Source organism: Campylobacter sp. RM5004, from assembly GCF_022369455.1.
Taxonomy (GTDB): domain Bacteria; phylum Campylobacterota; class Campylobacteria; order Campylobacterales; family Campylobacteraceae; genus Campylobacter_E.
The window spans coordinates 682,958-697,407 of record NZ_CP059599.1 but is presented as its reverse complement, the minus strand read 5'-3'; the positions used below and the strand labels follow the sequence as shown (position 1 = coordinate 697,407).

The following is a 14,450-nucleotide window of genomic DNA, read 5'->3' as shown; positions in this document are numbered from 1 at the left end:
AAAATTAACAAAAGATATCTAAAATATTACCTTTTACATAGTCTTCATAGCTAGGCAAGGTATCTTTATTATTGTAATAATATAAATATACTTTTATATCATTATGAGTAGCACCATTTTTGCTGAAAATACTCTCAAATCCTTTTATTTTATCTATAGGATTTTGCCCACGCGTTAAGCCTTTTGGGTCTATAAAATATATGCTTTCAATTCCACTTATTTTATCCTTTAGCCAAAAGATAAAATCAGGATAAAATTTTCTATAAATTTGACTTTGTGTATCAAAATAAGGGATATAAATATCATCTACATTTTCAACAATTCTACTAAAACCCCATTCGCTATTTTTTAAAACTTTACAATCTACTAAATTTATTTCCAAATCATTCAAAAACTCTATTTCACTTTTTACACTTATACAATAACTTATTTTGTCATCATTTTCTTTTTTAATCATGGGTAGATAATAATGACTTTGTAGTTTTGCACTAATTAAATAATCATCTTTAGAAGCAAGCTCATTTAGTGGTTTAGTGTTTTTTAACTCCATCAATTCATCTAAATTAATTTCACCTTTATTAAATTTTTCTTTTAATTCATCATCACTATAAGGTTTTTTACCAACGCTTTTTAAAACCTCTTTTATTTTAGAGTTTATGCTTTTTACAATATCATCGCTTAAAATAGCACTAAATTCATTAAAATGCTTTATCTCATCATTAATCACTTTAAATCCTTCTAGTTTTTTAGCTTTTGATTTTATTGTTTGATAGATTTTTTTTAAATTTACTTTATCATTTTGAAAATAATTCACACTCACGCCTCTTTCAAAAAGCTCATTTTTACTTTCATCTTTTATCTCATCAATTATTTTTACCCCTAATTCATCGCATAAATCATCATAAAAATATAATACATCATTATCAAAATCATTCACATATTTACGCAAATTATCCAAATCGTTATTGCTTAATTTTAATTTTGCTCTTGTGTCTAAATTTGTATAAATAGGAATTTTTGGCTCTTTATAAGCGTTAGTTTTTTGAAATCCTACTAAAGCCTTTGTATTACCTTGCATCATTTTAAAACCGCTTAGGATTTGCTTTACTCCGCTACTATCACTAGCCATTACAAAAAGCGTTTCTATACCTGTATTTTCTTTGCGTTTTTTATCCCCTTTTTTAGGCTCTATTCTAACACCACGCCCGATAGTTTGAGTTACATACTTTATAGCGTCTTTGCTACCTATATTTAAAAATAAAATCTCATTTACACGATTACTATCCCATCCCTCACTAAAGACTTTTGAGCCTAGCATTATATTTATAGGAGATATATCTTCATTTATCTTATCAAAATATCCATCCGATAACTCATTTCCTACCTCAATCCCCAAATCATCACATAAAAAGTCTTTCCACTCCTTATTGTCACCAATATTAATAAGCAAAAATGGCTTTGATGAGTTTTTACTTTTCACTACTATTTCTCTTTGATTTTTACTAATTTTACAAGCTTCTAAACCATTTACCAAACCATCATGAAAAACATATTTTTTCATATCGTTCTCATCAATTTCGTTTATCAAATCTATAAAAACACTATTTAAAGTGTAACTAGAAAACTGAGTTTTCAACCCTTGTAATTCTAATTTTAATTTCTCTTTTAATGCATATAAATCAAAACTATTTTCAATTATTTTCTTAACAGCTTTAAAATATATCTTTATTCCCGCATCACTTGTATCAACTTTATCACTTACCACTATCATCAAAGGATTATGATAAGTTAGTGTTTTATCTTTTATCAATTTTTTACTTTTTTTAACTAGAGAAAATACCAAAAAGCTTTTTAAAACATGCTCTAATCTCAATTCTTCTTCACTATCTTTATCTATCTTCAATTCATTATCAAATAAAACTATTTCTTTTCCATATCCACTTAAATTAAATTTGCTTAAATTATAATCATAAGCACATGTTAGCTTATCTACATCATCAGTAAAAGTAGCCGAAAAGTTAAATATAAAACCTTTTTCTTTAAAACCATTACTAAGTTCTTTTATATAGACTTTTCTTTTGGAATCATTATTACCCCTATGAGCTTCATCTAAAAATATATACCAACCATCATCTTGTAAAAAATCATTATAGTCTTTTCTCTTACCATCATTACTTTTAGATACATTCTCCCCATCATCTAACAAATCACTTCTAAACAAAAACACATCATTTTTAAATAAACTAGGTGTTGCCAAATTTTTCTCATCTAGTTCTTTAGGGTCTAAACCATTTAACAATAATTCTTTTTTTATTTGGTTTAAGATGATATCAGTAGGTGCTAAAATAAGCATAGGCTTATCTTTTATAAAACCATCTTTTATAGCTTGGTATATTTCTTTTATCAGCTTTACCATTACGATAGTTTTACCACTTCCCGTTGCCATCCAAAAAGAAGCTTTATTGATATCACTTTTATCTATACCATAGTTTTTATAAATACCCTCATAAAAACTATACTCATCACTACTCTGATATAATCTAAGTACTTTTAAAGCATTTTTTACAGCATTTAATTGATAATCAAAAAGACTTTTATCTCCTAATTTATCATCAATATCTTTTATAAAATCATACTCATCAATATCTTTTATAAAATCATACTCATCAATATATTTTAAATACTCGCTTAGCCTTAAAGGTATTTGTTTATCTTCATTTTTCTTGCTCATCACTCTTCCACCATAAATAATCTCTTAATTTTGTATAAGTGCCTAAATCCAAATCCTTCATACAATAGCTTTTATTATCGCTAGTATTTATATAAAGCTCATTGTTTTTAATCTCATAAGAGATAATACTAAGCCCGTAAATATTTGCAAATGAAGTGAAAATATCTAAGTCCTTAAAATATTCGTGTTTTAAATCTATATAAAGCTTTTCTTTTTTATCTAAAGACTTTATAAGCTTTCTTGATTTTTTATAATCAATCAAACCCAAATCATCACTTACATACTCACACTCTCTTAAGGCTTCTTCATAGCTTTCTAACTCATAATATACAAAAGCTCCACCACCATTAAAATCAAGTGTTTTACTAATACCACCTTGCTCAGCATTTATTACCTTTTTTAGTCTTGGCAGTGTAGTGCTATAAAAATATTCGCCTAATTCAATACCTATATAAAGCCTATTCATTTTATGAGCAACAGCCGCTGTAGTCCCACTACCTAAATGAAAATCCATCACAAGGTCGTTTTCGTTAGTAGAAATCTTTAAAATATCTTTTATTAATCTTTCTGGTTTTTTACCATTATTTAAAGTAACTCCGCCCTCTTTAGAAATACCTTGCCACAAATCATCATAAAAAATATTAGTTATATAATCTAACTTTAAGACCTTTTTTTCCTTATTATCTAATTCTGTGTAATTTTTAAGCATTAACACATCTTCGCCATTATAAAACATTCGCTTAATTTCATTATTTACATCTAACTCAACGAATAATTTATTTTTTAAATCTCCAAATTTTTCCTTTAACCTAAAAATTAACTGATTATTAGTAGGTGCAGTTCTAAAGATATTATCTATATTGTTATAATAAAACAACTCGTCAATATCAGATTTTTTAATAGTTTCTATTTGATAATTTAAATTATCCAAATAATATAAATTTTCAAAATCATCAATCTTTTCTAATTTTTTTATATCAAATTTCTTAAATATACTTTTATAATTATCTTTAGTTTTATCTTCATTGCTACCAACTACTGAAGTTGTAATTTTTGTAATATTAAAATTAAATTTTTCAATATTTTTAGCATATAATAAAATATATTCAGAGCAATCAAATATTGCTCTATTTCCACTACCTAAACCACTAGGTGCTTTAACCTTGCAAGTTATATTTGTATAATAATTCTCCTTCCCAAATACTTCATCCATTAAAAGTTTTAGCCTTGCTTGCTCATTATCATCACATTGAACGAAAATCGCCCCATCATCACTTAAAAACTCTCTTGCTAAAACTAGTCTATCACGCATAAAACTTAGCCATGTAGCGTGATTAAACTTATCAAAATATACAAAATCATCATTTGTAGTATTGTAAGGTGGGTCTATGTAGATACACTTTACCTTGCCACGATATTTGTTTTTAAGGGTATTTAGAGCGTTAAAATTATCGCTTTTTATAAGCTCTCCGTTTAAAATCTCGCTTAGATTATCAAAATGACTTAAGATTTTCTCTCGTATTTTAGGGCTAAAATGTTTAGTATCAAGCGGCAAGGTGCTATCAAAACTCTCGTAATTCATCCCTAACTCTTGCCATTCTTTAAGCTGAGTTTCAAACCCTTCATCACTGACAATTTCTTTTTCTAATCCTTTTAATAAATCTAAGCTAAATACATAGTTTAATTTCTTTACAAACTTAGGTTTTAGCCAAATTCTTAGCACTTCGTTTTCAAGCTTTGCTATAAGTTCTATAATTTTATAAGCAATTAATTTTAGGTTTTTTAATTCTTCAAGCCTTTCATCACTCCATTGCGTATCGAGTGTCAAATCCTTGTAAAAATAGTGGTATATAAATAAATCAAATTGTTCTTTTAAAAACTTTTCTGCGTTTTTATGGATAAAAAAATCAATAGTATTTTGCTTTTTAAACTCTTGTTTTATTGCTTTGTATTCATCTTCACCAAAGTCTATTTTTAGAGTTTTTTTAATTTCTTTTTTTATATTATCATAATTATTTTTTTTCTTTGCCATAAATTTTGCATTAAAATTAATATTGTTTCCTTCTATGCTTAATAATTCTAGGTCTATTTCTTTGTTGCTTTTATTATTATCCTTTTTTTGCTCTAGATTTTGTGCTAATATGTGTATGGTATACTTTTTATACTCTAAACTTATATTTTTATAAATAGTGTCTGATTTTACATAATAAAGGTCTTTAGTTTTATAAAAAAGACTTACATCATCGCTATTATTATATACTGGAGCATAAATGTTTTTATGAAGTGGGGTTTTTATAAAAAATGGTGTTCCACTAGCATTTAAGTATGAGCTAAAAAAATCATAAAGTTTGTTTGCAATATCATTTGATACGCTTTGTGTTTCTAAAAAGCTTTTTATTGCTTGAAAATGTCTATTTTTTATATTTAGATAATTATCAAAACCATTTGTTTTGCTATATAAATCATCATCTTTTGGTTTAAATCTCACATAATGTTCTTTTAAAAGTTCTATAAATTTATAATAACTTTGCATTCAATATCCTTTCACTTAAAATACCCATCAAGTAGTTCGCAGATGCTATGAATTGTAAAAATATGGATTTCTTGAATTCTTGGAGTATCTAAACTAGGAGCTTTTAGGGCAAAATATGGGCTTGTTTCAAGCTTTTGGCTTGCCATTAAAATACATTCGCAATCCATTTGCTTAGCTATTTCAAGCGCATTTATTACATTTTTACTAGTCCCACTTGTGCTTATTCCAAACACCACATCGCCTTGCTTTGCAATAGCTTCAACTTGTCTTGAAAAAACATATTCATAGCCATAATCATTTCCTATTGCAGTAAGCGCTGAAGTATCTGTGCTAAGTGCAATCGCGCTAAGCCCCATTCTCTCGGTTTTATATCTTCCACTTAGCTCAGCTGCGAAGTGTTGAGCATCTGCTGCACTTCCACCGTTGCCAAAAATTAATAATTTTTTACCATTTTCTAAAGCTGTTTTAATTATCTCATAAGCTTTTATGATATCGTTTAAATATTTTTCATCAACTTTATTAAAAGCATTTTTATGCTCGTTTAATTCATACATTAATTTATTAATCATTACTATTCCTTATTTTTTCTATTATATTTGTGCTTGAAAATCCTGTTTTAAATTCTAGCAATTTTACTTCTTTTGCAAACTCGCTACCCACTACAATCTTACCTTCATAATCAGCACCTTTTACTAAAACATCAGGTTTTAAAGCCTTAATTAGTTCAATCGGAGTATCATCGCCAAATTCGCACACAAAATCAACAAATTCTAAAGCATTAAGCATTGCTTTTCTTGTCTTTATGTCGTTTATTGGTCGCTCTTTGCCTTTTAGCCTTTTTACACTCTCATCACTATTTAGCCCAACTACTAGCAAATCTCCTAGCTCTTTTGCGCTTCTTAAATAGCTTAAATGTCCGTAATGCAAAATATCAAAGCAACCATTTGTAAATACTACTTTTTTTCCTTTGCTAAGCTCAATTATTTCTTCTATATTTTTGCATTTATGAAACTCATTGTTAAAATTAATTATTTCATTTAGCCCTACGCTAACAGCTCCGATTTTACCTACAACTATTGCTGCAGCTTTGTTTGCTAAATCAATGCTTTTGCTTATGTGAAAATCATTTGCTAAAAAAAATGATAAAGATGAAATCACACTATCACCTGCACCTGTAACATCAAAAACTTCTTTTGCAAGTGCAAAATGGCGATTTAATTTATCATTATAAATCGCTGCTATTCCATTGCAACCTAGAGTTACTAAAGGAATTTTAAGCTTTAATTCGCTTTGTAATTTTTCTAAAGCTTTTGTTAATTCTTCATCGCTTTTTTCATCAAATTTGCCTAAAAACTCACAAGCTTCTTTATGATTTGGCGTGATAATATCAACGCCACTAAACTTATAAAAATCATTCTTTGGATCTGCTAGAGTTAAGATATTTTTGCTTTTTGCATATTCAATTAGTTTTTGTGCTAGATATGGCGTAATAACTCCTTTTGCATAATCGCTAAAAACTATTACATCATAGTGCTTATTTAAAACTAAGTTTATTAATTTATTTGCTAAATCTTGACTGATTTCTTCTGTTGTTTCTACATCAATTCTTACGATTTGTTGATTTGAGCCAAAAATACGAGTTTTAGTAGTTGTTTTTCTGTTTGTATCTTCTAAGATTAGGCAAGTTATGCCTTTGTTATTTAGCTCATCTTTTATATATTTTGAGCTTTCATCATTACCTAAAACACTCAAAACACTAACACTAGCACCAAGTTTTGCTAAATTTGCAGCCACATTTGCCATTCCACCTAGCACCTTTTTTTCTTCCTTTGGAACGATGACAGGTACAGGAGCTTCTGGGCTAATTCTCGTGCAATTTGCAAAAATATAAATATCTTGTATCAAATCCCCTACAACAAGGGCTTTTATATTTTTCATAAAAAATCCTTTTTAATATCTAATAAATCGCTAATTTTTTTAGCGTTTTCGTAATTTTCATTATCGCTAAATAAATAGCGATTTTTAATATTTGCATTAAAAGCTGCTTGCATATCGCTTGGCTTATCTCCTATGAAAATAGAGTTTGCTAAATCTATATTAAACTCTTTGCAAGCTTTTATAATCATTCCTGCTTTTGGTTTTCTGCATTCGCAATTATCATCTGGTGTATGCAAACAAGCGTAAATTTTAGCAATATTAATTTGATGATTAGAAAATTCTTTAATTATTGCATTATTAAAAATATTCATTTGCTCTTCGCTAAAATATCCACGCCCTACTCCACTTTGATTTGTGATAATAAGTATTAAATATCCTTTATCATAAAAAAACTTAACAATTTCAAAAATATTTGGCATAAATTCTAATTTTTCTAGCTCATAAACATAAGAAAAATCACGATTAATCACGCCATCTCTATCTAAAAATAAAGCTTTCTTAGGATTTTTTAATTCTTTTTTGCGATTTTCTAAAATTATTGCATCTTGCAAAGCTTCTTCGCTGTCGTTTAATTCTAAAAAGCCTTTATTCTCGCTAAATTGCCTATTTTTAAATCCCCAAATAAAAGCAGCGATTACAATAAAAACTAAAAAAATTGAAACGCCTATCATTAACATTAAAATATTTTCCATTATTAATCCTTTAAAATCTTAGTTTAAAGGATAAAAATAAACAAAAGAATTTGAATTCGGAATTAGACCTTGCATTTATTTTTAAAAGCAAAATAAATAAGTATTAGTTGCAAAAATGCAAGGCTTAATATCACATATATTGAGTTTTTAAATCCTATTAAATAATTATCATTAAATACTTTTGAAATTACTAAAACTCCTAACACTCCAAAGCATTGTTGAAAAGTATTTATATAAGTATTTGCATTTGTTTTATCGCTACTTAAATTGATTGAATAGGCAATAATTACACTCATAGACATTCCTTGAGCGAAAGCATAAACTAAATACGATATTGAAAAATTTAATAAATTTTCTTCCAAATATAAAAATAAAATATTTGAAAAAATAATTAATATTATTCCAGCAAATGCAAGTTTAAAACTACCTATAACATTGCTAAAAAATCCACTAATAGGAGCTAATAAAGCAGCACTTATTGAGCCTAAAAACATAACTTTACTAGCATTAAAACTATCATATTCTAATACCGAAATCAAATAATTAGGAAGTATTAAAGAATAAGATAAAGCAAAAAACTGCATTAAAAATACCATTAAACTAGAACAAAAAAATCTATAATTAAAAGCAACTTTTAAAATATTACTCTTAAGCTTTATTAATAAATACAATAAAAGCAAAAATACTATAAAAAATCCGATATTATCAACGCTACAAACTAAACTTACAATTAATCCTAAAATCAAAAAATATTCTTTATAATCAAAACTAGCCTTGCTAGATAAATCATCAATATTAAAAATCCCTAAAATCAATGCAAACACTAAAAAAGGTATTAAGAATATGAAAATATCTCTAAATTCAAAATATTTCATAATAAACCCACCATAAATTGGTCCAAAACCAGGTGCAGTAGCTACTAAAAATACACAAAATCCTATTAAAAATCCAAAATACTTTTTACTAGCCTTAATAATTACTATATTAAACATTAAAGGCAAGGCAATTCCTGCTGCAATTCCTTGTAAAAATCTAGCAAGAACTAAAATATAAAAATTATTAAAACTAGCACACACTAAAAGGCTTAATAAAAATAAAAAATTTGTAAATATAAATAATTTTTTCGTATTAAATCTTTGTAATAAAAATGAGCTTGTAGGCATAATTAAAGTAAGTGCTAATAAAAACATAGAAGTAAGTAGTGATGCTGTTTTTATATCAATTTCATAAGTTTTTGTTAAATATTCAAAAGTTACATTTAAAGAAGTTTCTATTAATACACTTAAAAACGAAATTAAGCCTAAAGAAATTAGGCTTAAGATTAATCTCTTACTCATCAAATTTTATAACATATCTAAATGAGCTAGAATTATTTAATAAATCATCATAAGCTTTATTAATATCTTCTGCACTTATGATTTTTACTTCAGGATAAATCTCGTGCTTTAGCGAAAACTCAAGCATTTCTTTAGTTTCTTTAATCCCGCCTATTAATGAGCCATAAATTTTCTTATGACTTACTCTAATTAAAGCATTTAGGCTAATTGATACTTTTTCATCAATCGGAGGCAAGCCTACAATTGCCATTTCTCCGCCGTATTTTAAAACTCTTGCGTATGCTAATACATCATATTTACTTGGAATTGTGCTAATTATTACATCAAATCTTTTATCAACATTATTAATATCATTATAATAATTACTTGCTCCAAGCTCTAATGCAATTTGTTTTTTAGTATCGTTTCTTGCGATTACGCTTACATTTGCACCCATTGCCTTAGCGTATTTAAATGCCATTACACCAAGCCCACCAAATCCTGCAATTGCTACATCCATGCCTTTGCTAACTTTTGAAAACTTAAGTGGAGAATAAGTAGTAATTCCTGCACAAAATAGCGGTGCGATTAGCTCAAGCGGTGCATTTTCTGGAATATTTATCGCAAAATCTTTATGAACCTTTATATAATTTGAATATCCACCTTTTGTGATTTCATTATCATTAAAATAATCAACACTATTATAAGTCCATACAGCGCCTTTTGAGCAAAACTGCTCGTTTGAATTAAGACAAGCTTCACATTCGCCACAAGAATTAATCAAGCAACCAATTCCAGCCTTATTTCCTATTTCAAATTCCTTAACATTTTTGCCAACTTGAACAACTTCTCCTACAATCTCATGACCTGGAACGATAGGATATTTTGTAACGCCCCATTCATTTCTTGCTGCGTGAATATCACTATGACAAATCCCACAATAAAGAGTTTTTAATAATATTTCATCATCTTTTAACGCAGCTCTTTTAAAAGTAATTGGCTTAAAATTAGCTGCTTCATCATAAGCAGCCCAGCCTTTTGTTAAAATCTCGCTCATAATTAATCCTTATTTACATTCTAAAGTAATTGTTGCTTTTAATCTTTCTAGCGTATCGTTTTCAACAGGAACACTATAAGCAATATCAGCATTCATTAATCTCTTAGGATATGCGTTAATATCATAAGTTATATTTGAGATTACACAAGTTTTCTTTGAAATATTTGAATAATGCTTTGCTAATTCATCAGCTTTTTTATATATTTCATCATGTAATTCATCTTGAATTTTATCTAAAGTATTATCACTTACTATTGATTTTATTGCAGGGATATTTAGTGCAATATAGTCATTATTAGCTAGAATTTCATTTATGTTTTTTAATAAATTTTGATAGTTACTAAGCTCATCTTTATTAAATCTACACTCAAAACCAGAATTAAATCTATATCCACTAGGCACACTCAAACCATCTTTATAAGCAATATTTTGCTCTAACATATAGCTACCGCCTACGCAAATATTACTATTTCTTACTAATTCTAAAACCTTATTAAATGTATTTGTAATACTTGCTTTTTCACTATCGCTTAAGTCTTCTTTAGTGCTTAAAAATTTACTAGCACTAAATCTAGGATATGATATGTATGAATCATAATTTGCTTTTTTTGATACTTCTATATTTCTTACAATTTGGCTTTTATCATTTGTAATAAGCAAATTATAAGCTTTAGAAATCATTAAACCTAAAATAAAAAACACTAATAAGCCAAAGCCTAAACCAAAACCTTTTAAAAAATTCTTCATTTTATCTCCTTAAAAAATAAACTCCATAAGCAAAAATTGCTCCAAATACTGCTCCAAAAATATGTGCTTGCCAAGCTACATTACTAAACATTAAAGCACTAATTAAGCTTGTAATTGCAATCGCTACAAAAAAGCCATTTTGTCTTAAAACAATTGCTGCATAGCCCATTAAAGCACTAATAGCTCCACTAGCACCTAATAAAACAAAATTATAATATCCCATATTTATCATTAAATAATAATACGCTAAAGATGAAAAAATAGCACCCAAAACATACACTAACACTAAATGAGTTTTATTGCAAAATCTAAGAAGATGAGATAACATAAAAAGCATAACCATATTCATAAAAATATGATTAAAATCGCTATGCAAAAATGAATAAGTAAAAAATGTATAAAAATCACTTCCATGATAAAGTGCAAAATTACTTACTAAAACACGCTTGCCGATTAAAAACCCTAAAAAATAAATAAAAATATTTAAAAAAATAATCGCATAGAAAATCATCTTAACCCTTTAATATCGTTAAAGTAATATAATAAATTATCATTTTATTAAAAAGGGTTAAAAATGCAAAAAAAAGTATATTTTTATGCAACCTGTCTAGCAAGTGCTGCTATGCAGAACACGATTTTAAACTCTATTAAGCTTTTAAGAAGTGCCGGAGTTGAAGTGATTTTTAAAAAAGATCAAACCTGTTGTGGGCAACCTAGTTATAACACAGGATATTTTAAAGATACTAAAAAAGTAGCTTTATATAATGCTGAATTATTTAATGAAGATTTACCTATCGTAATTCCTAGTGGAAGCTGTGGTGGTATGATGAGCCATGATTATGTTGAGCTTTTTAAAGATGATGCAAATTATGAAAAAATCAAAAAATTTAGTTCAAAAGTAATAGAGCTTAGTCAATATTTAGAGCAAATCGGATTTAAGATTGAAGATAAGGGCGAACCTATTAAGGTTACTTGGCATACAAACTGCCACGCTTTAAGAGTTCAAAAAAGCATTGATGCTAATAAAAATTTATTAAGAAGTCTTAAAAATGTTGAATTAGTAGAACTTAAATATGAAGAAGAATGCTGTGGTTTTGGTGGAACATTTAGCGTAAAAGAGCCTGAAATCTCAAACGCAATGGCTCAAGCAAAAGTAAATGATATTGTTGCAAGTGGAGCAAAAGTTATAATCTCTGCTGATGGAGGGTGTTTATTAAACATTCGTGGAACAATTGCAAAAATGGGTCTTGATATAAAAACTTATCATTTATATGACTTTTTAGCTGCTAGAATGCAAGGAGAAAAGATATGAAAAATCATAGCGAATTAATCAAAACTAAATTAGCTGATAAGCAAATGAGAGAAAACGTTAGCTCTGCAATGCACGCTTTACAAGATAGAAGAAAAGCTTTAATTAATGCAAAATTTCAAGATTGGCAAGGGCTAAGAACAAAGGCACAAAAAGCAAAAAATAATGCTTTATATACTTTAAAAGATAGAGTATTAGAATTTGAAAAAAACGCTACAAAAAATGGTATGAAAGTTCATTTTGCAAATACCAAAGAAGATGCTTGCGAGATAATTTATGAGCTAATGGTGGAAAAGAAAGTTAGCAAGGTATTAAAAGGCAAATCAATGGCAAGCGAAGAAATCGGCTTAAACCATTATTTAGAACATAAAGGCTTAAGTGCGATTGAAACTGACTTAGGAGAGCTAATTTTACAATTAGGCAATGAAACTCCTGTTCATATCGTTGTTCCTGCAATTCACAAAAACCGCTATGAAATCGGGGAATTATTTAGCGAAAAATTAGGCGTTGCAAAAGAAAGTGAGCCTGAGAAATTAAACGCAATTGCTAGAACTCATCTAAGAAATGAATTTGAAGGCTTAGAAATGGGTATTAGTGGGGTGAATTTTGCAATCTCTAGTGAAGGTGCTATTTGGCTGATTGAAAACGAAGGCAATGGTAGAATGTGCACTACAGCTCCAACTATTCATGTAGCAATTTGTGGAATTGAAAAAATCGTAGAAAGCTTTACTGACGCAGCTACAACCGATACATTATTAACCCCTTCAGCAACAGGACAATTCATACCTGCATATAATAATATAATCACAGGTCCTAGAAAAGCTGATGAGCTAGATGGTCCTAAAGAAGTGCATGTGATATTGTTTAATAACCATAGAACAAATATTTTAAGCAACGAAGATTATTATGAAGCGTTACGCTGTATTAGATGTGGTGCTTGTATGAACTTTTGTCCTGTGTATGATAAAATCGGCGGTCATAGCTATGATGCTGTTTATCCTGGACCAATCGGAGAAGTTATATCGCCACAATTATTCGGAATGAATGAGCATGGGGATATTTTAAGTTTATGTTCTTTATGTGGTCGTTGCTCTGAAGTTTGCCCTGTAAAAATCCCACTTGATAGCATGATTAGAAAACTGCGCCGTGATAAGATAGGTGAAGCTGGAGATAATGCTCCACTAGGTGCAAATGAATTAGAGCATAGCGCAATGGAAAGCTATGGATTTGCTAAGTTTGCTGATATTGCTACAAGTCCAAAAATGTGGAGAGTTGCTATTGGTAATGCAAGTAAGTTTAACTGGCTATTACAAAGCGTAGGAACAAGTCTGCCTGTGCTTAAAAATTGGGCAACATATAAAGACTTACCTGAACTTAAAGGAAATATATATAAAGAATTAGAAAACTTAGAAGGAGTTTCTTATGAATAAAAGAATTGAAGAAATCAGCAATCGCTCAAGAAATCAAATATTAAACGCAATTGAATGTGGAATAAAACACGAATTAAACGAAAAAAGTGTAGATCCAAGCGTTCATATAAAACAAAGCGATAATCCTTTAGAAGAAACAAAAACTAAAATGAGCGAAAATAAATTTGAAGTTCATGAAGTTGATGGCTTAGACAATGTTTATGATGAAATAAACAAAATCACAAGCTCTTATGGATATACATCATTAATTTATCCAAAAAGCTTAAGTGCTAATGTAGAAAAAATCAATGCAAGCAAAAAAGTTTGTTTTGATAAAAGTGTTGAAGAATTAAGAAGTGAAGTTTTTCATAGCGATTTTTCAGTAATTGATGTAGAGTTTGCTATTAGCTCACATGGGGTTGCTTGTGTAAAATCAAGTGCTAGCCAACCTAGAATGTTAAGCCTTGCACCAATGCTTTGTATTATGCTACTTGATAAAACAAAAATTGAGCCTTCACTTGCAAGTGGTCTTGCTAGAATAAAGGCTGAAAATGATGTATTACCTACTAATATTTTATATATAGCAGGTCCTAGTAGAACATCTGATATTGAGCTTGTAACCGTATTTGGCGTTCATGGTAGCCAAAAAGTTCATATAATCTTTTATTAAAACTTTAATCCCTAAAATATTTAGGGATTAAATATTTTAAATCAAATT

Annotated in this window: 12 protein-coding genes; 3 read left to right on the top strand and 9 right to left on the bottom strand. The window is 28.4% G+C overall.

Annotated features, from left to right (window positions below; genetic code table 11):
- Positions 1-4: 4 nt before the first annotated feature.
- From AVANS_RS03445 to AVANS_RS03405, 9 genes are all read right to left on the bottom strand, one after another.
- Positions 5-2,731: a DEAD/DEAH box helicase family protein gene (locus AVANS_RS03445; protein ID WP_239818265.1), complete on the bottom strand. Its 2,727-nt coding sequence runs from the start codon at positions 2,729-2,731 to the stop codon at positions 5-7.
- Positions 2,715-5,264: a DNA methyltransferase gene (locus AVANS_RS03440; protein WP_239818264.1), complete on the bottom strand. Its 2,550-nt coding sequence runs from the start codon at positions 5,262-5,264 to the stop codon at positions 2,715-2,717. Before AVANS_RS03440 ends, AVANS_RS03445 begins: the two co-directional genes overlap by 17 nt.
- An 11-nt stretch (positions 5,265-5,275) precedes the next feature.
- Complete coding sequence (locus AVANS_RS03435) at positions 5,276-5,833, bottom strand: SIS domain-containing protein (protein ID WP_239818263.1); 558 nt, start codon at positions 5,831-5,833, stop codon at positions 5,276-5,278.
- Positions 5,826-7,202, bottom strand: a complete 1,377-nt coding sequence (gene rfaE2, locus AVANS_RS03430; protein WP_239818262.1) for a D-glycero-beta-D-manno-heptose 1-phosphate adenylyltransferase — start codon at positions 7,200-7,202, stop codon at positions 5,826-5,828. Before rfaE2 ends, AVANS_RS03435 begins: the two co-directional genes overlap by 8 nt.
- Positions 7,199-7,894 carry a cbb3-type cytochrome oxidase assembly protein CcoS gene (gene ccoS / locus AVANS_RS03425; RefSeq protein WP_239818261.1) on the bottom strand — a complete coding sequence of 232 codons (696 nt, stop codon included), beginning with the start codon at positions 7,892-7,894 and terminating at the stop codon, positions 7,199-7,201. The genes rfaE2 and ccoS overlap by 4 nt, the downstream gene beginning before the upstream one ends.
- Positions 7,895-7,956: 62 nt before the next feature.
- A complete protein-coding gene (locus tag AVANS_RS03420; RefSeq protein ID WP_239818260.1) occupies positions 7,957-9,231 on the bottom strand; it encodes an MFS transporter in 1,275 nt (424 codons plus the stop codon).
- Positions 9,224-10,267, bottom strand: a complete 1,044-nt coding sequence (locus AVANS_RS03415; protein WP_239818259.1) for an NAD(P)-dependent alcohol dehydrogenase — start codon at positions 10,265-10,267, stop codon at positions 9,224-9,226. The genes AVANS_RS03420 and AVANS_RS03415 overlap by 8 nt, the downstream gene beginning before the upstream one ends.
- 9 nt (positions 10,268-10,276) lie before the next feature.
- Positions 10,277-11,014, bottom strand: a complete 738-nt coding sequence (locus AVANS_RS03410; RefSeq protein WP_239818258.1) for a hypothetical protein — start codon at positions 11,012-11,014, stop codon at positions 10,277-10,279.
- Between the two features lies 1 nt (position 11,015).
- Positions 11,016-11,525: a rhomboid family intramembrane serine protease gene (locus AVANS_RS03405; protein ID WP_239818257.1), complete on the bottom strand. Its 510-nt coding sequence runs from the start codon at positions 11,523-11,525 to the stop codon at positions 11,016-11,018.
- Positions 11,526-11,588: 63 nt separating this feature from the next.
- Here AVANS_RS03405 and AVANS_RS03400 point away from each other — a divergent pair, with 63 nt between their 5' ends.
- The 3 genes from AVANS_RS03400 to AVANS_RS03390 are packed head-to-tail and all read left to right on the top strand — an operon-like array spanning position 11,589 to position 14,402.
- Complete coding sequence (locus AVANS_RS03400) at positions 11,589-12,326, top strand: (Fe-S)-binding protein (RefSeq protein WP_239818256.1); 738 nt, start codon at positions 11,589-11,591, stop codon at positions 12,324-12,326.
- A complete protein-coding gene (locus AVANS_RS03395; protein ID WP_239818255.1) occupies positions 12,323-13,753 on the top strand; it encodes a LutB/LldF family L-lactate oxidation iron-sulfur protein in 1,431 nt (476 codons plus the stop codon). The genes AVANS_RS03400 and AVANS_RS03395 overlap by 4 nt, the downstream gene beginning before the upstream one ends.
- The gene (locus tag AVANS_RS03390; protein WP_239818254.1) at positions 13,746-14,402 is read left to right on the top strand and encodes a lactate utilization protein C; all 657 of its coding nucleotides are present in this window, start codon (positions 13,746-13,748) and stop codon (positions 14,400-14,402) included. The genes AVANS_RS03395 and AVANS_RS03390 overlap by 8 nt, the downstream gene beginning before the upstream one ends.
- Positions 14,403-14,450 lie beyond the last annotated feature (48 nt).